An 18,124-nucleotide genomic window follows, 5' to 3' on the forward strand; every position below is an offset into this window, starting at 1 on the left:
GACTCCTACAGCCAGCCCCGTTGCCGCGCCGCACTGACGCAGGCAGTCCGGGTATGCACGGAAAACTCCTGAAACAGTGATTTCAGATGGGTCTTCACCGTGTCCTCGGAAACACCTAGCTGACGGCTGATGGACTTGTTTGGCAAGCCCTCGGCCAGCAGCTGGAGGATTTCCATCTGCCGGGGTGTGAGCTGCGGTTTGTCGCCAGACTGCGGTGCGGGCAGGGTTTCCCCCAGCAGTACGCGGGTTACTGCCTGGCGCAGTTCATCGCTATTGGCACTTTTCGGGATAAAGCCGAGCGCGCCGGCTGCCAGTGCGGCCTGGGCGTCCAGATTGGAATCGCTGGCGCTAAGGATCGCCACTGGGGTCATGCGGCCTTGTTGTTGCCAGCGTTGCAGCAACTCCAGGCCCGGCATATCGGGCAGGCGCAGGTCGAGCAGAATCAAGTCGAAGGTGGCGTGTTGCAGGCAGGCTTCGGCGGCGGCAGCGGATTCGGCGGTGCGAATCTGCAGGTCGGCGCAGAGCGGGGCGAGGGCCAGGCTGAGGCCGTCAAGAAAGATCCGGTGGTCATCCACCAGTAACAGGCTGAGCTGTTCGGGCAGGGCAGTGCAGAGTGCAGTCATAAGAGCTGTCTCAGGCGGCGTTATTATTTTTGTGAGCGCCGCGCGAGTTTAACCCAAACCGCTGGTTGAATTAGAAGCGGTATGTCACTTGTGCGCCCAGGCCGTGGGCCGTGTTTTTGTAGGTGGCGCGGTAGTCGTCGCGCTCGATGTGCGTGTCGTCTTCCATCAGGTAGGAGTAGGCCAGATCGATGGTCACGTCATCGTTCGGGCTCCAGGCTGTGCCCAGGCTGAGAATGGTGCGGTCGCCAGTGGGGATGCGTGGTGAACGATCGACGTTATTGGTTGGTGATTGGTCTACGGCCATGCCAGCTCGCAGAGTCCACTGGCGGTTCAGCTTATAGGCGGCGCCCACGGCGTGAGCCCAGGTGTCGTGCCAGTTCTGCGGTTCGCTGATGCTGCTGATATTGCCTGCCAAGAAGCCACCTACGCCTTTGTTATCGGCACGGATTTCTTCCAAGCGGCTCCAGCGCGTCCAGGTGCTGCCTGCGTAAAGGGTCCAGTCGGCATTCAGCTCGTGGGTGACGGAAAAATCCACCGATTCGGGGGTGGTCAGCTCCAGTGAGGCGTCGTAGCTGCCAGCGGAAGAACCAATAACAAAGCCTGGGCCGGACACCGTGGTGTCGCCTTTCAGGCGGTAATCCACCTTGGAGTGGTAGGTCAGGCCGAAACGGGTTTGTGGGGTGATTTCAAACAACACGCCGACGTTGTAGCCCAGCGCCGTGTCATCGCCCTTGATTTTGACCTTGCCGTCACCTGCGCCGGGAATCGGGTTGTTGATCGCTGAGGTCAGCTCGCCGTCGATGCGGTTGATCGTCGGGCCGAAACCAATCGACAGTTGCTCGTTAAAGCGATAGCTCAGAGTTGGCTGCAGGGTGATCACCCGCACTTCGCTGTGATCGCCGTGATAGCGGCCCTGGAAGTTGCGCTCGTAATCGGTTACCAGGCCGAACGGCACGTACAGGCCCAGGCCGAAGCTCCAGTTATCGTCCAGCGGTTTGACGTAATAGCCCATGGGCGCGCCGATAAACGGCACCATGTCGCCGTCATTGCTGCCGCTGGCAGAGCCGCTGGCGTTGTCGATCTCGGTTTTTGCGTGGATCAGGGCAATACCGCCGCTGACTTGTTCGCGTTTGATGCGCGCCATACCGGCAGGGTTGCCGAATACGGTGCTGGCGTCATCAGCAGAGGAGGAGCGACCGGCGAAGGCGGTGCCCATGCTGCTGACGCTTTGTTCGTTGATGGCAAAACCACTGGCAAAGCCATGGCTGGCGGCAGAAGCAAGTGCAAGGGACAGGCAGGTCTTAACGACTCTTCTAGTCACGGGGGACTCCTAGATTTTAGCGGGGGGCGGAAGCTAGCAACTTTCCCTGACCCTTGCCAGGCTTTTGAAGTTCCCGAGATAGAGCGGCTTTATGTCTTTAACAAGAGGCTATTTTCTGTTGACTGCGCTGGTACTGTCGGACAGTGCTGGTCGTTTGATCGGGCTTAGGCGACCTGGCTGAGGCTGCCGATGCAGCGTTGCCAGGCGGCAATAAAGTCCTTGGTGCGGCCGTGGGGTTTGAATACTCGGCGCCAGACCTGCGCCATGCCCAGCAGGTCATCGGCGGCTGGTAGCTCGCGCTGTTCGGCTTCGATCAGCATCCAGGCAATGGCCGTGGCGTAGCGCAGGTTGACGGTCAGTTCCAGGTGCGGTGCGGCGAGAAAGGCATGCTGGCTGGCGAGGCCGCGTATCTGGCTGGCAAGGTCTGGGTCAAGCGCCAGGTGCTGATCCCAGAGCTGCTGGTGGCGTTGTGCGGCGATGCGATAAAGGCCGTGGCCATGTTTGTCATCAAGGGCTGAACCGAGCCCGGATTGGCAGGCGGCGGCTCCAAGCAACAAGGCCTCGGCGGCAGTGGAGTGGCGGCCCAGGTAGAGCAGGGTAGGGCGGATGACGTACTGGCTTAACTCGCAGGCGACAATTCCCATAAATCCCTCGGCGAAAGGTGACCGATGGGGCTGGGGCGCTGGCAGCTTCTGTTTTTTCTAGTAAAGGCCCCACCGGGAGCGGGGTTAGCCGCTCATGTTGAAGTGTAGTGCGACCTTTCTACTGTAAAGGGCTGTTTTTAAATTGTTTTCGGCTTTCGGTTATTGCCTATATTCCAGTTGGTGCTTAACCACGGCGTGCGTCGCCAGCCTGCGCGTGCCGCAATCAGTCACCGGTGGCCACTGGGCGAGTTGGGTCAGTGATCCATTCGCTCCAGGAACCGGCATACAGCGGCGCCAGCGCATAGCCCGCCAGACACAGGGCGAACAGGTTATGGCAAGCGGTTACGCCCGAGCCGCAATAGGCCACCAGCTCATTGGCCGGGCGCTCACCGAGTTGCGCGGCAAAGCGCTGGCGCAGCTGCTGCGGGCTGAGAAAGTGGCCATCGCTGTCGAGGTTGTCCGTAAACGTCGCACACTGCGCACCGGGGATACGCCCGGCCACTGGGTCGATAGGCTCCACTTCGCCCTTGAAGCGCGGCAGGCCACGGGCGTCGAGCAGGGTCAACTGGCTGTCGCCCAAACGCTGTTGCAGCTGCACCGCACTAACCAGCAGGCTGGCATCGGCGCTGCCGCTGAAAGTGCCTGGGGTTGGCGCGGGCAGATCCTGGGTCAAGGCGCCACTGGCTTCGCGCCAGGCTTTTAGGCCGCCGTCGAGCAGGTATACGCCATCGCGCTTGCCTAGCCAGGCCAGCAGCCACCAAGCGCGGGCTGCAAAGGCGCCAGGGCCGTCGTCGTACAGCACCACTTCACTGTGATTGTTCAGGCCCCACTCACGCAGGCGCTGCATTAGCTGCGCGGGTGCTGGCAGGGGGTGACGGCCGGTGATGCCCGTGTGGATCGGCCCGGACAGGTCGCGCTCCAGGTCGGCAAACTGCGCGCCGGGGATATGCCCCTCTGCGTAGCTGCGCTGGCCGTAGGCCGGGTCTTCCAGGGCAAAGCGGCAATCGAGAATCAGCAAGTCGGGCTCATCGAGACGGCGCTGTAGCTGGGCGGCGCTGATCAGTTGGGCGAGGGGCATGCCGGTCATCCTGTGAGCAAAAAGTCAGTCGGCATCATAAACCCTGCCATTGAGCTGTCGAGACGTCGCGCACAGAAGAATTTCTGCCGACAAGGCGCTGCATCTTTGCCCGTTTATGGGCATGCTGCACGCCCGTTTTGTTCTGACCCAGGTTGCCGCACCCCATGAAGCGTTTTGTATTGCTCGATACCGCCCCGATTCCCGATGGCTCAGGTGCTCTTTGCCTGTTCGAGTACGGTGAGGATTTTGTGATCAAGATTGCCGGCGGTGATGGTGGTCAGCTGATGAACACGCGCATGCATGGCTCTGAAGATGCGCTGGCGGCGATTCCCTGCAAGAAGGTCGCCGGGCGGCCGGATTCTCGGGTGCTGATTGGTGGTCTAGGCATGGGCTTTACCCTTGCAGCCGCGCTGCAGAACCTGGGCAAGACCGCCGAGGTGGAAGTGGCCGAACTGGTGCCTGGGGTGGTGGAGTGGAATCGTGGCCCGCTGGGCGCCAAAGCCGGTTATCCGATTCTCGATCCGCGTACGCGGGTGATTCAGGATGATGTGGCCAATTGCCTGAAAAGCGCCGATCAGCGTTATGACGCGATCATGTTGGATGTCGACAACGGCCCCGAAGGCCTGACCCAGAAGCGCAATAGCTGGCTGTATTCCGCCCAGGGCCTGCAGCGCTGCTACCAGGCGCTACGCAACAAGGGCGTGCTGGCGGTATGGTCGGCCAGTGCCGACCGGGTATTCAGCGACAAGGTGCGCAAGGCTGGATTCAAGGTCGAAGAAGTGCAGGTCTACGCCCATGGCAACAAGGGCACCCGGCACACCATCTGGATTGCCACCAAGTAGCAGAAGCCTTGAGTACGTTGCGCACTCAAGGCTGTTTTTACTTAGCCGAGCAGTTCGGCAAAGCCTTTGTCGGCCTCCAGAATGGCCGGCAACTCATCAAGCAAGCTGGCAACATCCAGCTCTTCAAACAGCGGACCTTGGAGGGTCTCCAGCGCTTTGTTCATGTCCCCTGGGTTTTGGCGCAACGCTTCGGCAATCGACACGGCCTGGGCCAGCACTCGTGGTAACGGCATATCAGCGGGTGCCTGGGTTGGGCGGCTCTGGTAGGCAATGGCGTGCTGGATCAGCTCAGGCAATTGCCACAGGCGCGCCAGTTCGGCACCCACTTCAGGGAAGCCAAAGCCCAGTTGCAGCGTTTCCAGTGCCCCGCGTTGGGTAGCGCCCATGTCCTTACTGTTTTGATTGAGGCGCTCAGCCAGTTCAGGTACGCCCGTTTGGATCAGCAGTTCGCCAATGTTATGCATCATGCCGCAGGTAAAGGCGATTTCGACCGCCACGCCACGCGTTTTGGCCAGCAGCCGGCTGATACTGGCAACCTGAAAGCTATGCCCCCAGAACCCTTTGAGATCAAAACCAGGCGGTGCCTGAAAAGCACCCGTCACAGCCGAGGCCAGCACCAAGGTGCGCAGGGTGTTGAAACCCAAGCGCATGGCTGCGTCTTCCACGCTGGCTGATTCACGCGAGCCGCGAAAACGAGCGGAGTTGGCCAGGCGTAGCACTTTGGCGGCAATCACAGGGTCGAGGGAGATATTGCGGGCAATGTTATCAATGCTGGTGTGCGGGTTATCAAACTGTTGGATCAGATCCTGAGCGACTTTGGGAATAGAGGGCAAGCTGTGAACTTGGGAAAACAGGGCGCTTATATCCATGACAGAAGCCTGCTGGAGAGGTGGGACTAATTACGATAGCAGCGATTTGCAGGGGGCAATGTGCCGCGTGCTTCTCCTGATCTGGATCAGGGAGGCTCTATGAGGGGTGAGAGGGGCGAGGCCCGCTGCGAGATGTGCAGCGGACCGTGGGGCTTAGCAGGTCGTTGAAAAACGTAGGCAGTTTTTCAACAGCCTGTTAGCGGATTTTTAGCTTACCAATCCGGTCATTATCCAGGCTGCCGAAGTACAGGTAGTCGCCCACGGGCTTGACCGAGGTGATCATGCGCAGATGGGTGCCGCTAGTGTCGTGCAGGCTCTGGGTGATTTCGCCTTGCTCGTTGAGGGCGAGGGCAAAGCCGTAAGGCACGGCCTTGGGCCAGAACATGCGGGGCAGTTTGGCCAGCTGCGCTTTGGCCCAGGGCGAGCGGTGCAGCATGTCGGCATCAGCCTTGCGCGGGGTTGGCAGGGCGACCCAGAAGGTGCCGTTGCGGTCGCCCTGCAGGTTGTCCGGCAGGCCGGGCAGGTTGTCGATAAAGATATCGTGGGTGCCGGCCTTCTCGCCGCTCAGCCAGTAACGGGTGATGCGGTAGCGGTAGGTTTCGTTGACCAGCACGAAGTCCTCGGCCGCCGACAGCGCCACGCCGTTGGCGAAGTACAGGTCCTTGAGCAGTACGCGGGTTTCGCCGTTGGCCGGGTTGTAGCTGAGCAGTCGGCCATGGGGGCGGGCTTCGAGCAGGTCGAGCAGGTAATCCGGTTGCTCGAAACGTGAGGATGCATCGCTGAAGTAGATGGTGCCGTCGCGGGCGATGTCCAGGTCGTCGGTGAACTTGAACGGCACGCCTTCGGCTTCGGTGGTCAGCACCGTGATCTGGCCTTGAGCGTCAATGCTGAGCAAGCCCTTGTAGGCGTCGGCGACGATCAGGTTGCCGGCGGCGTCAAAGTCCATGCCCAGTGGGCGGCCTTGGGTATCGACGAAGGTTTCCACACTGCCATCGGCTTTGATGCGCACGATTCTGCCGTCATGCAGGCCGGCGTACACCAGGCCCTGAGCGTCCAAGGCGGTGTCTTCCGGGCCATGCACCTGGCCGCGGCCGAGCAGTTCGGCCTTCATCAAGGTGTCGTTGGGCTCCAGTACGCCGGTCATCGGTGGGAGGGTTGGGGCTTCCCAGGCCAGCGGGTCAATCGGGTTGGGCGTAATGGCGAGGTAGATCGCCACCGCAGCAATCAAGGCCACAAGCAGGCCAAGCAGTTTCTTCATTGTTGTTATTCCCTGTGCTGAAGGTGAGCAGGTGCAAGCGCCGGCCAGATTACAGGGTTCATTCGCATCTGTGCTGCCCTGGGGGTAAATGGCCGGCAAATGCCCGGCACCCTGCCAGGGCATATATACTGCGCGGCATTCTTGATGGGAGAGCTGTGTGGCGATTGATATTCAGTGGATTGGTGATAACGCCAGCCTGGCGCAGCATTGTGCAACCTGGCGCACGCTGGCGTTTGTGGCGGTCGATACCGAGTTTATGCGGGTCGACACCTTTTACCCGATTGCCGGTCTGCTGCAGGTTAGCGAGGGCGAGCGGGCGTACCTGATTGATCCGCTGCTGATCAGCGACTGGGCGCCCTTTACCGAGCTGCTGCAGGACCCAGCCGTGGTCAAGGTACTGCACGCCTGCAGCGAAGACCTGGAAGTCTTTCTGCGCCTGACCGGCAGCCTGCCCACGCCGCTGTTCGACACTCAACTGGCCGCCGGCTACCTCAACCTCGGCTTCTCCATGGGCTATTCGCGCCTGGTACAGGCGGTGCTGAATATCGAGCTGCCCAAGGGTGAGACCCGTTCCGACTGGTTGCAGCGGCCGTTGTCGGTCACTCAGGTCAGCTACGCAGCGGAAGACGTGCTGCACCTGGCCGAGGTGTATGCGCAGCTTAAGGCGCAGCTGTCCGACGAGAAATACGCTTGGGTGCTGGAAGACGGCGCCGAGCTGGTCGCCAACCTCTGCCGCGAAATCGACCCGGAGCTGGCCTACCGCGAAGCCAAGTTGGCCTGGAAACTCAACCGGCAGCAGTTGGCCGTGCTGAAAGCGCTGTGTACCTGGCGTGAAGGCCAGGCGCGCAAACGTAACCAGCCGCGCAACCGGATTATCCGCGAGCATTCGCTGTGGCCACTGGCGCGCACCCAACCGGATAACCTAGTGGCCCTGGCGCGTATAGAAGACATGCACCCGAAAACCGTGCGCCAGGACGGCGAGTTTATTCTGCAACTGATCAAGCAGGCCGCAGCCACCCCGGCTGAGGATTGGCCGCCAGCTTTGCCCGAGCCCTTGCCGCTGGACGCCGCATCGCTGCTGAAAAAGCTGCGCGCCATTGGCCAGCGTGAAGGTGAGCGCCTGAACATTGCCCCTGAGCTGATGCTGCGTAAGAAAACCTTGGAGGCCCTGCTGAAAACCGGCTACCCCAATGGGCCTTATCAGCTGCCGGAGTCGCTGCGCGGCTGGCGGCGTGAATTGATGGGCCAGGCGCTGCTTGATTGCCTGGCTGCAACCGGAGAGCCGGTGTGAAGCGTATCTGTTCGATCTACAAGAGCCCGCGTAAAAGCGGCATGTACCTTTATGTGCTGCGCAGTGAAGCCCTCAAGCGTGTGCCGGAAAACCTCCTGGCCGCCTTTGGCCCGCCGGCCCTGGCCTTCGAGATGGTGCTGACGCCGCAACGCACCCTGGCCCAGGAAGACATCCACAAGGTGTTGGCCAACCTCGACGAGCAGGGCTACCACCTGCAGATGCCGCCGCCGGAAGACGAATATATCGAGCACCTGCCGGACGAATTGCTGCGCCGCAACGACCCGATGTAACCGCCATGCCTGCCACTGCGAATGCCCCGGCCACCCGCGATATCTATGAGCAGCATTGTTCGCCACCGGCAAACCCAGCGCGTTGTTTATCAATGCTGGTCGCCGTGTGGAAGTGGTGATCAGGCGCTGGTCAGCGCCTTGCAGCAGGGGCAACTGGCTGGCGCGCTGGCAGGCAGGTTCTGCACTGCGCGGGCAGGTAGACTTTGCTCGTGGTTATTAATTAACCATTCAGCTCGCCGCCCTTGGCCGTTGTTGCCCCAGCCGCTAGACTGCCGGCCTTTTCGCCCCTCACCGTACCCTCGCCATGGCCGCCAAAGTCGAACCCTTCTGGAAACGCAAAACCCTCGAACAGCTGGATCAGGACGAGTGGGAATCGCTGTGCGATGGCTGCGGCCTGTGCTGCCTGCAAAAGCTTGAAGATGAGGACGATGGCAGCGTCTATTACACGCGCATCGCCTGCAAGCTGCTGGACCTGCAGACCTGCCGCTGCACCGACTACAGCAACAGGCGCCAATTCGTTGCCGACTGCATTCAGCTCACCCCGGCGCAGGCCGACCAGTTCCAGTGGCTACCGCCGACCTGCGCCTACCGCCTGGTCAGCGAGGGTAAGGATCTGCTGCTCTGGCATCACCTGGTGTGCGGTGACCCGGAGCAGGTGCATAAGCAGCGTATTTCCCAGGCTAGGCGCATGCTTAGCGAAAACAGCGTGGCCGAAGATGAGTGGGAGGATCATATGATCTTCCGCGCCGGCTGAACCTCGTTAGTTGAACCTCGCCGACAAATGTCAGCCTAAACTCGCCTGAGTCACTGATTTGCACTGTGGAGCTTTGCCATGTTGATGCGCCGTTTGCTGTTGTCCGCTGTTTTGCTGAGCCTGAGCACGCCGCTGTGGGCGAAGAAGGTCGATCTGGATTACCAGGTGCGCTTCCTGCCGGAGACCGAAGAGGCCGAAGTCAGCCTGACGCTGGAGGATGGCGCGCCGGTGATCAGTCTGGCGTTCAACCTGGGTGAGCAGGGCGTTTACAGCGACTTTAAAGCCGATGGTCAGTGGACGCAGAGCGGTCCCGAGCTGGGCACCTGGCAGCCTGGCAAAGGCAAATCGACCCTGAGCTACCGCGTGCGCATCAATAACGAGCGCAGCCCCGGACGCTTTGATGCGCGGATTACCAAGGACTGGGCCCTGCTGCGCGGCGATGACCTGGTGCCGGCGGTCAAGCTGCGTCAGCAAGATAAAACCGAGCTGGTATCGCGCCTGCAGTTCGAGCTGCCCAAGGGCTGGAAGAGTGTCGAAACCGGCTGGCCGCGTATCGGCAAAAACAAGTTTCGTATCGACAACCCGCAGCGCAAATTCGACCGCCCGACCGGCTGGATGGTGGCTGGCAAGATCGGCACCCGCCGCGCCAAGCTGGGCGAAACCGATGTGACTATCTCGGCTCCGGTTGGCGAGGGCATGCGCCGTATGGACGTGATGACCCTGCTGACCTTTATCTGGCCGCATGCCCAGGAGGTGTTTCCGCGCGACCCGGCCAAGCTGCTGATCGTCGGTGCCGGCGACCCGATGTGGCGCGGTGGTCTGTCGGCGGCCAACTCTTACTACATGCACACGGACCGCCCGCTGGTCAGTGAAAACGGCACCAGTTCCCTGGTGCATGAGCTGGTGCATGTATTCAGCCGCATTCGCGCCCGTGACCGCAGCGACTGGATCACCGAAGGCCTGGCCGAGTACTACGCCATCGAGCTGATGCGCCGCGCCGGCGGCCTGAGTGAAGAGCGTTACCAGAAAATCCGCGAGCAGCTAATTGGCTGGAGCAAACCGGTCAAAAGCCTGCGCACCGACGACTCCAGTGGGCCGGTGACCGCTCGTGCGGTGTTGCTGCTGCAGGAGCTGGATCGGGAGATTCGTCAGGCCACCAAAGGCACTACCCAGCCGCGCTCGTTAGATGAGGTGACGCGCGGCCTGATGCGCTTGGACAAGGCCAGCACAAAAGACTTTATCGAGATCAGCGAAAACGTTATGGGCGCCGCCTCCGACGTTTTGGACACCAAGCTGTTGCGCTAGCCCAAGGTATGCACCATATCCAACGCCACCCAGCAAGGGTGGCGTTGCTGTTTCTGCGCAGGCGTTTGCCCAACTTCAACATTGCCAGCTTGACCCTGTCCTCTTGATCAATATCTAATGATAAGTATTCTCATTTAATGCTTGTCGATCCACGCACCCGTTGCGTAGTCAGATTGATGCGCTTCAGGGGTGTGGTGGTGTTAGCGAACAGTACGGTGTATGGGCGGCCTGGTCATGGATGAGCAGTTGCGTGGTTCGATTTCCCTGGCCTATCGCACCCTGCATAGCGAATTGCTGAAGTTTCTCGGCAAGCGCCTGGACAGCTCCGCCGATGCCGCCGACCTGGCCCAGGATGCCTTCACCCAGTGGCTCGGCTGGGATGGGCGGGGTGATGTGCAGCAACCGCGAGCGTTCCTCTTTCAGGTTGCACGCAACCTGCTGCGCGACCACTGGCGTCGCCAACAGTCCCGCCCTCAGCTGTTTGAGGAAGCCGATTCACTGCATGCGCTAGACGTCATGGCTGATGAGCAGGGAGCCAGTCCCTTGGAAAAAGTCGAACAGCATCAACGCTTGCATCTGCTGGCTCGAGCCCTGGACGATTTGTCGCCACGTCGGCGCGAGGCCTTTGTGCTGCACAAATTCGATGGCCTATCCCAAGCCGAGGTGGCCGCGCGTATGGGGATTTCCCTGAGCATGGTTGAAAAGCATATTGCCAGTGCCTTGCTGCACTGCAAACGGCGCGTTGAAGGCCAGCCCACGTTGGAAAAGCTATGAGCGTGAGCATGCACAAGGACCGGCCGATTTCCATCGATGAACAGGCGGCCATCTGGTTTAGCCGGTGTTGCCGTGGTCCATTGTCGAGCAGCGAACAGGCGCAGTTGGATGCCTGGTTGGCGACCAGTTCCGCCCATGTGCGGGCATTGGCCAATATGCAGTTGATCTGGGCAGATCTTGACCTGTTGCCGCGCCCCGTTTTGCCAGTGTCAGCCGTGCTGGCCTTGCGGCCGAAGCGCCGTTGGCTACCGGGACGCGCCTTGGCCGCGTCGGTGTTGCTGTGTGTGGTGCTGGCTGCGCCGCAGAACTGGTTTAGCGCGCAGCCGACGCAGGAGTTGAGCCTGTCCAGCGCACCGGGTGAGCAGCGCCAGATCGAGCTGGAAGATGGCACGCGTATCGACCTCAACGTTGATAGCCGATTGCATGTGCGCCTTTATGACGATCACCGCGAAGTTGAACTGCTTGCCGGTGAAGCCTTTTTCGCCGTGGCTGCCGATACCAGTCGGCCCTTTGAAGTTATGGCTGGCGAGAGCAGCGTACGGGTGATTGGCACTCGCTTCAGCGTACGCCGTAGCGATGAGCACCTGGCAGTAGCGGTGGAAAGCGGCAAAGTGGCGGTGCAGCCGCAGGTCGGCAAGGCGCAGCAAACGCTATTGGGGGCGGGTGAGGGCGTTGATTTCGATTACCGCAGCAAGACCTTGCAGCCACTGCGTCTGGGTAGTGAGGAGATTGCCAGTTGGCGGCGTGGCCAACTGGTGTTTCGGGATCGTCCTCTGGCGCAGCTGCTTGATGAGCTGTCGCATTACCGCGCAGCCCCGGTACGTCTGGCCCAGGCAGACCTGGGCGAGCGGCGTATATCTGGCAGCCTGAATATCGCCAAGCCGGATGATTTTCTCGCTGCGTTGCCACAACTCTTGCCGGTACGGGTTGAGCATCGCGGCGATGGTACTGTGCTGATTCATCCCCTTTGAACCGAGGACATGGGAGAGGATTTTTGTGCGCCATCTAAATGCAAATATTTTTCATTCTCATGTGTGGGTTTCTTGGCCTGCTGCGTCTTCCTGATGTCCGCCTTATGCGAGGGCGATTTTGCAGTATCTGGGAGACTTGCATGAAAACCCGCACCACCCGTTTTACCCTGCGTCAGTTATGCGTAAGCAGCGCCATGGCTACCTGTCTACTCAGCGGCAGTGTTCTGGCTCAGGAGTTCAGCTTCAATCTGCCAGCGCAACCGATGGCCAACGCCATCACTGCCCTGGCCCAGCAGAGCCAGTTGCAGATTCTCTTCGACGAATCGCTATTGCATGACATGCAAGCGCCAGCGCTGTCGGGAACCTATAGCGCGCGTGATGCACTGGAGAAGTTGCTGGGTGGTTCAGGTTTAGAGCTGGTGCCTGCGGGTGAGGGCTTTGTGGTGCGCCAGCGCGCTCAGCAGAGTAAGCAGCAGAACACGATCCAGCTGGACGCTCAGACCATTGTTGGCAGCGGAACCAGTGTCGATGCCAGCAGCGTGGGCCGTTCGACCCTGACCAACAGGGTGATCGAGCGCCAGCAGGCCGATAACATCCCCAGCCTGTTGCAAACCTTGCCAGGCGTGAGCATGGGCGGCTCGGCCAAGCCCGGCGGGCAGACGATGAATATCTGGGGCTTGGGTGATGCCGAAGACGTTCCTTTCACCCTCGACGGTGCCACCAAGAGTGGCTTCGAGCGTTATCAGCAGGGCACGGTGTTTATCGAGCCGGAGCTGATCAAGCGAATTGAGGTAGAGAAGGGCCCGCACTCGGTATTTACCGGCAACGGCGGTTTTGGCGGCACCGTGCATATGGAGACCAAGGATGCGCCGGACCTGTTGAAGGAGGGGCGCAACCTGGGCGCCATGCTCAAGTACGGTTACCACAGCAACGATCAGCAGAAGATCTACAGTGGCGCGGTGTATGGGCAGACCCCGGACGGGCGAGCCGATGGCCTGGTGTACCTGACGAGCCGAGATGGCCGCGATATGAAATTGGCGGGCACTATTGCTGATCCAGACAATCGCTACCCGATCAACCCGCAGCGCTTGCCGAATTCGGCTCAGGGCCTGGATGCCGGCTTGTTTAAGCTCAATCTGTATGCCACCGATGAGCATGCATTCGGAGTGTCCTGGGCGCGCTCAACGAGTACTCGCTGGACACCGTTTTCGTCGGCCAGCTTTCCGACGCCGCCAACCCAGAGCAATATCGACCGATATGGTTATGAGGCCGCTTTGCGGCGTTTCCTCGCTCACCGGGAAACCATCGACACGACCTGGTCTGCCAAGTACCACTACCAGCCGCTGGATAATCCCCTGCTGGATATGACACTCAGCTATTCACAGTCCGATGTGGAACAAGTGGATGAGCGCGAGCCTACAGCTTTCGTACAGCCAGCAACCGGTGGTCGAAAGATGGACACAGGTTACCGGGACAAGGTTATCGAACTGCGCAATACCAGCCGCTTTGACACCGGCAGCCTGTCCCATGCGCTGACCCTGGGGGGCGCATGGCACCAACACAATCGCGATACGCTGATGTATATCGATACATCCACCTACAACAAAGCCCGTTACAACTATGGCGTATTCCAGCCGACCTTTATGCCCAGTGGCGAGCAACTGACTCACAGCGTTTATGTGCAGGACGCCATCAGTTATGGCCGTCTGACCATTACGCCTTCCTTGCGCTTCGACAGTGTGCGTAACGAGGCCGAGCCGAACCTTGCGCCGATCTACAACAATGCGGCGCTCGGTCATGACTACAGTAGTCAGAGCTATTCGGGTTGGTCGCCACGCTTGTCGTTGTTCTGGGCCGCGACCGAGCAACTCGGCTTCTTTGCCGACTACACGCAGACCTGGCGTGCCCCGCTGATTGATGAACAGTACGAGGTGCAGAACAGCAGCAGTCGTCCAGCCACCAGTCGCGATCTGGAACCGGAACGTATGCATGCCCTGCGAGCCGGCAGCGTGTTGAGCCTGTCCAATCTACTGGTACAGAGCGATAGCCTGCAGATTCGCGCCACCTTGTTCCGTAACCGCATCAAGGATGAAATTTTCAAGAACGTCGGGGTCGGCTGCGAGGAGCAGTCTGTCAGCAATGGCTCCTTGTCCGGTAGCTGCGCGGCTTACCTGCCCCTGGGTAATTACCGCAATATCGGTGATCTAACGATCAAAGGTGTTGAAGTCGAGAGCTTTTATGACAGTGCGCGGGTGTTTGGTGCGCTGTCCTATTCTTGGATGACCGGCGAACACGAGGGCGCTTACACCAACCCCTGGGGGCCGGATGTCTGGGCAAGGGGCATGCAACCGGTTAAGTGGGTCGCGACACTGGGGGTGAAAATCCCTGAAGTCGATACGCAGGTAGGCTGGCAGGGTGAGTTCGTACGCAAGAGTGACCGCCTGCCCAGTGACCGCTATTCGGGAGGCATGGGCAGCTCGGTGGGCGATACCTATTACGATCACTTCGATAATGCCAGTTATGACACCCAACGCATTTTTGCCAACTGGAAGCCGCAACTCGCCGGGCTGAAGGATACCGAGGTGAATTTCGTCGTGGATAACCTGTTCAACCGCTTCTACCAGCCGGCATTCAGTGGTGATCGGGTTTACAGCCAAGGGCGCAATGCCAAGCTGAGCATCACCCAGTTCTTTTGAATGACCGAGGCCGGGCTGGACGTTTGCTGTCCAGCCTGTGCGGGTGGGTTAAATCGAGAGGAGCAGGTGCCAAACGCGGCTACTTGAGCCCCGGCCCGGACTTGGTGTTGATGCCCTTGGCCATGCGGTCGTAGAGCACCACATTGACGGTGGCAGCCAGGTTCATGCAGCCCTGGGTGGGGATGTAGATCACGTCCTCGCACCAGTCGAGCACTTCCTTGCTTAGCGAGCCGTCTTCGGGGCCGAAGATGTAGATGGCGCGGTCGGGGTGGGTGTATTGCGGCAGTGGCCGCGCACCTTCAACCAGCTCCACGGCCACCGGCGTGCAGCCTATGGGGATGATCTGCTGCAGGTCTTCCACACCAATCAGCGGAATATCCATATAGATACGCTGGGTGTCGGTGATGAAGTCGCGGGCGCGGGCATAGCGTTTGCCGCTGTAGAACACCGAGGCGGCGCTATAACAGCCCGCTGCGCGCATGACGGAACCGACATTTTCCGGGGATTTGGGGTTAAACAGGCCGATGCAGGCGTATCTCTTGTTGGCCACGGTGGCACTCGCAAAAAAAGTTCGGGAGAGATTTTGCAGCCGCGCCAAGGGTACGGGCGACAAAAAAGACGCGAGTATACCTGTATGGCAGCGTGCTGATTTTTTGTAGGAGCCAGCTTGCTGGCGATTAGGGGTTAACAGCATCGCCAATGCCGTAGGTTGGCTCGGGCACCGCCGTTGGGCTTCGCTGCGCTCAGCGCCAACCTACGTGCGCAAGTGCCGTAGCCCGGATGCAATCCGGGGCAGCTTGGCGCTGCGTAAAACGTCCCGGATTGCATCCGGCTACAGAATCAGTTCTTTTTCAGCCGTGCAGCCAGGTCGGCGAAGGGGTTGTGGGTTGCCTGGGAGGTTTTCGGGCTGCTCAGCGAGCCTTCGCTGAAATACTGCTGGTCGGTGTAGCGCGAGTGTTCGTTGTCGTGGCAGTACAGGCACAGCAGCTCCCAATTGGAGCCGTCCTGCGGGTTGTTGTCGTGGTTGTGGTCGCGGTGGTGCACGGTCAGCTCGCTCAGGCGCTTACCGGAAAACTCGCGGGCGCAGCGGCCGCAGACGTGCGGGTACATCTTCAGCGCCTTGTCGCGGTAGCCTTCTTCACGCGAGCGCTGGGCCTCGGCGAGGATACGGTCAAGCTTGCCGGTGGTGGAGGGGGATTTATCGCTGCTCATCTGGAGTCTCGTACGGTGGCCTATGCAGCCAGTCTAGCCCTGCCGGCGATCAGTGAGAACCGCCCGTGTGGCACTTAACGGCGTGGCTGAGGCCAAAGTGAGTAACTGTATGGGAGATACCCGCATGCGCTTGACCACCCTGTTGCTTGTACTGACCACGCTGGCCAGCACCTCGCTGCTGGCTCAGCAACCGCCAAAAATGCCGTCCACAACACCAGCGGCAGGTGCTCCGGGTACGGCCACACCGCAACCCTATGCACCGGCTGCGCCGCAGCATCTACCAGCGCCGAGCCGCAATAACCCGCCGTTGCTTAGGCAGGTGCCGCAGCCGCAATCTAATCAGCCGCGCAGCGATCAGGATGTACCGTTGCTAAAAGAACAGCGCGAACGCAATACCCAGCCGGTGCCAAAACCCGACGAGTGAGCTACGGGTAGTTAGGGGCTGTTGCTCGACCAACTGCCCATCGGCCAGCATGTCGCGCAATCTGCGAGTTAGAAACTGAAGCGCCGTATCACACCTTGCAAGCGCCCGGACATGGCTTGCAGAGACTGAATGGCCTGCACAATGCCGCCCTGGGCCGCCGAGTTTTCCTCAACGATTTGCGCCACGCGCTCCACGCTCATGGCCACCTGCTCACTGGCCGCGCGTTGCTCCTGCAGCGACAGCGAGATCACGCTGACGGCCTGCAGTGATTCATTCAGGGCCAGGCGAATCCCGGTCATCGAGCTGCCCGCCTGATCGACCAGTTGCGTGCCGATGCTAACCCGCTCACAGCCAGCGGCCATGCTGCCTTTCGCCTTGTGCATGCCGCCGTGAATGGCTTCTACCAAGGCGACGATCTCGGTGGTGGACTGTGCGGTGCGCCCGGCCAAACTGCGTACTTCATCAGCCACCACGGCAAAGCCGCGACCTTGTTCGCCAGCGCGTGCTGCTTCAATAGCTGCATTGAGGGCGAGCAGGTTGGTTTGTTCGGCAATGCCGCGAATCACATCGACAATCGCGCTGATATTGCGTGATTGCGCGGCCAGGGTTTCCACATCCTGCGAACTCTCGGCCACCAGCTCGGCGATCTTGTGCATTTCTGTGGTGGCGCGGGCCATTACCTGAATGCCTTCATCGGTCATGTCGCCGGCTTTTTTTGCCATGTCGTAGGTTTGCTGGGCGTTTTCGGCGATGTGGTTGATGCTCACTGCCAGTTGCTCGACGGTGGCGGCCATAGCCGAGGCCGTGTCGCTCTGCACGTTGGCGCTGGTCAGCACTTGTTCGGAGGAGGCGGCCAGTTGCAGGGTGGCGCATTCGATCTGCTCTGAGGCTTCGCCAATATTGCCGATCATGTCCTGCAAGCCTTTGCGCATGCTCTGCACGGATTTCATCACGCCGGTCATTACCTGATTACCCAGGCTTTTGCCTCCACCCAGGCGGCCCTCAGCGATGCGTGCGCTGATTTCTTCCAGCTCGCCGGGCTCGGCGCCCAGCTGCCGACTCATCAGACGAATGAAATAGAACACCTGGGCCAGGCCAATCAGCAGGGCAATCAGCAACACGCTGATGCTCAGGTTGAGGTTGCTGACATAGGCGGCTTCGCCCAGTTGGTACTGGTGCTTGGCTTCGAGCAGCTGCACGTCGATTAACTCGGCGAATTTCTCCGACAGCGGATCGATCAACGGGTAGAGCCGCTGGTTGGCAAAGGCTTCGATGCCGGCTTTATCGCCCCGATTGAGCAGGCTTTGCAGTTCATCCAGCGGTTGCCGGGCCTGTTGCATCAGCGGGTTGATCTGCTCGATCAGCTGGCTTTCCTCGCGGATCAGTTCGGTGGCGAGGTATGCCTGCCAGGTTTCTTCGATCCGCCCCTGCGCCTGCTCGATCAGCTGTTGTGCGGTTTTCTCATCGAGTTCGCCGCTACGCGCCTTGTGGGTCGCGTCGACGATATTGACGGCGTACAGGTCGGCAATCAGTTTAAGGTCGCGCAGCGGTACCACGCGGTCTAAGTACACGGTTTGCAGCCCCTTGACGGTGGTCTGCAGGCCATACAGACCAAGGCCGCCAACACAGAGCAAACCAAACAGCAGGCAGCCGGCAAGCAGAAAAAGGTGGGTTCTGATCTTCCAGTTTTTCATCACAGACCGTCCATGGTGAGCAGGCAGTTGAATGGGTGAGATGGCAGTACGCCAGCGTGTCATTCAGCCTAGCCGAAC

At 60.3% G+C, this 18,124-nt stretch carries 18 protein-coding genes and 1 pseudogene; 9 read left to right on the forward strand and 10 right to left on the reverse strand.

What is annotated here, in order from left to right; genetic code table 11:
* Window positions 1-5: 5 nt before the first annotated feature.
* From AC0T4W_RS08580 to AC0T4W_RS08595, 4 genes are all read right to left on the reverse strand, one after another.
* Window positions 6-623, reverse strand: coding sequence for a response regulator (locus AC0T4W_RS08580; protein ID WP_476318526.1), 618 nt, complete (start codon window positions 621-623; stop codon window positions 6-8).
* A 70-nt stretch (window positions 624-693) separates the two neighbouring features.
* Entirely contained in the window at window positions 694-1,944 is a 1,251-nt protein-coding gene (locus AC0T4W_RS08585; RefSeq protein ID WP_476318528.1) for an OmpP1/FadL family transporter, read from the reverse strand.
* A 164-nt stretch (window positions 1,945-2,108) separates the two neighbouring features.
* Window positions 2,109-2,588, reverse strand: a complete 480-nt coding sequence (locus AC0T4W_RS08590; protein ID WP_476318530.1) for a hypothetical protein — start codon at window positions 2,586-2,588, stop codon at window positions 2,109-2,111.
* Window positions 2,589-2,811: 223 nt separating this feature from the next.
* Window positions 2,812-3,666, reverse strand: a complete 855-nt coding sequence (locus tag AC0T4W_RS08595) for a sulfurtransferase (protein WP_476318532.1) — start codon at window positions 3,664-3,666, stop codon at window positions 2,812-2,814.
* A 164-nt stretch (window positions 3,667-3,830) separates the two neighbouring features.
* Between AC0T4W_RS08595 and AC0T4W_RS08600 the strand changes: the two genes are divergently transcribed.
* A complete protein-coding gene (locus tag AC0T4W_RS08600) occupies window positions 3,831-4,508 on the forward strand; it encodes a spermidine synthase (protein WP_476318534.1) in 678 nt (225 codons plus the stop codon).
* Window positions 4,509-4,549: 41 nt separating this feature from the next.
* Here the strand turns inward: AC0T4W_RS08600 and AC0T4W_RS08605 are convergent, their stop codons facing one another.
* Both AC0T4W_RS08605 and AC0T4W_RS08610 read right to left on the reverse strand, forming a co-directional pair.
* Window positions 4,550-5,377 (reverse strand): HDOD domain-containing protein, encoded by an 828-nt coding sequence (locus AC0T4W_RS08605; protein WP_476318536.1) that lies wholly within the window; start codon window positions 5,375-5,377, stop codon window positions 4,550-4,552.
* A 196-nt stretch (window positions 5,378-5,573) separates the two neighbouring features.
* Window positions 5,574-6,635: an SMP-30/gluconolactonase/LRE family protein gene (locus tag AC0T4W_RS08610; RefSeq protein ID WP_476318538.1), complete on the reverse strand. Its 1,062-nt coding sequence runs from the start codon at window positions 6,633-6,635 to the stop codon at window positions 5,574-5,576.
* Window positions 6,636-6,792: 157 nt separating this feature from the next.
* Here AC0T4W_RS08610 and rnd point away from each other — a divergent pair, with 157 nt between their 5' ends.
* From rnd to AC0T4W_RS08645, 7 genes are all read left to right on the forward strand, one after another.
* On the forward strand, window positions 6,793-7,926 hold the full coding sequence (gene rnd, locus AC0T4W_RS08615) for a ribonuclease D (protein ID WP_476318540.1): 1,134 nt from the start codon (window positions 6,793-6,795) through the stop codon (window positions 7,924-7,926).
* Window positions 7,923-8,216 carry a YcgL domain-containing protein gene (locus AC0T4W_RS08620; RefSeq protein WP_475252815.1) on the forward strand — a complete coding sequence of 98 codons (294 nt, stop codon included), beginning with the start codon at window positions 7,923-7,925 and terminating at the stop codon, window positions 8,214-8,216. Before rnd ends, AC0T4W_RS08620 begins: the two co-directional genes overlap by 4 nt.
* Window positions 8,217-8,520: 304 nt before the next feature.
* Window positions 8,521-8,970, forward strand: a complete 450-nt coding sequence (locus tag AC0T4W_RS08625; protein ID WP_476318542.1) for a YcgN family cysteine cluster protein — start codon at window positions 8,521-8,523, stop codon at window positions 8,968-8,970.
* Window positions 8,971-9,048: 78 nt separating this feature from the next.
* On the forward strand, window positions 9,049-10,275 hold the full coding sequence (locus AC0T4W_RS08630; RefSeq protein WP_476318544.1) for a hypothetical protein: 1,227 nt from the start codon (window positions 9,049-9,051) through the stop codon (window positions 10,273-10,275).
* Between the two features lie 234 nt (window positions 10,276-10,509).
* Window positions 10,510-11,049, forward strand: a complete 540-nt coding sequence (locus AC0T4W_RS08635; RefSeq protein WP_476323522.1) for a sigma-70 family RNA polymerase sigma factor — start codon at window positions 10,510-10,512, stop codon at window positions 11,047-11,049.
* Entirely contained in the window at window positions 11,046-12,020 is a 975-nt protein-coding gene (locus AC0T4W_RS08640) for a FecR family protein (RefSeq protein ID WP_476318546.1), read from the forward strand. The genes AC0T4W_RS08635 and AC0T4W_RS08640 overlap by 4 nt, the downstream gene beginning before the upstream one ends.
* A gap of 194 nt (window positions 12,021-12,214) precedes the next feature.
* Entirely contained in the window at window positions 12,215-14,716 is a 2,502-nt protein-coding gene (locus AC0T4W_RS08645; protein ID WP_476323525.1) for a TonB-dependent receptor, read from the forward strand.
* Window positions 14,717-14,795: 79 nt separating this feature from the next.
* On the opposite strand, the gene AC0T4W_RS08650 is transcribed toward AC0T4W_RS08645, so the two are convergent.
* A complete protein-coding gene (locus AC0T4W_RS08650) occupies window positions 14,796-15,266 on the reverse strand; it encodes an RNA methyltransferase (protein WP_090253162.1) in 471 nt (156 codons plus the stop codon).
* A 290-nt stretch (window positions 15,267-15,556) separates the two neighbouring features.
* Complete coding sequence (locus AC0T4W_RS08655; protein WP_476318549.1) at window positions 15,557-15,928, reverse strand: YajD family HNH nuclease; 372 nt, start codon at window positions 15,926-15,928, stop codon at window positions 15,557-15,559.
* Between the two features lie 124 nt (window positions 15,929-16,052).
* Here AC0T4W_RS08655 and AC0T4W_RS08660 point away from each other — a divergent pair, with 124 nt between their 5' ends.
* Window positions 16,053-16,352, forward strand: a complete 300-nt coding sequence (locus tag AC0T4W_RS08660) for a hypothetical protein (RefSeq protein WP_476318551.1) — start codon at window positions 16,053-16,055, stop codon at window positions 16,350-16,352.
* A gap of 68 nt (window positions 16,353-16,420) precedes the next feature.
* Here AC0T4W_RS08660 and AC0T4W_RS08665 read toward each other — a convergent pair whose 3' ends face one another.
* Both AC0T4W_RS08665 and AC0T4W_RS08670 read right to left on the reverse strand, forming a co-directional pair.
* Window positions 16,421-17,416, reverse strand: coding sequence for a methyl-accepting chemotaxis protein (locus AC0T4W_RS08665; RefSeq protein WP_476323528.1), 996 nt, complete (start codon window positions 17,414-17,416; stop codon window positions 16,421-16,423).
* Between the two features lie 102 nt (window positions 17,417-17,518).
* A pseudogene (locus tag AC0T4W_RS08670) lies at window positions 17,519-18,109 on the reverse strand (Tar ligand binding domain-containing protein); the annotation flags it as partial.
* Window positions 18,110-18,124: the final 15 nt, after the last annotated feature.

The sequence above is a fragment of the Pseudomonas sp. C7.1 genome, from assembly GCF_056312395.1.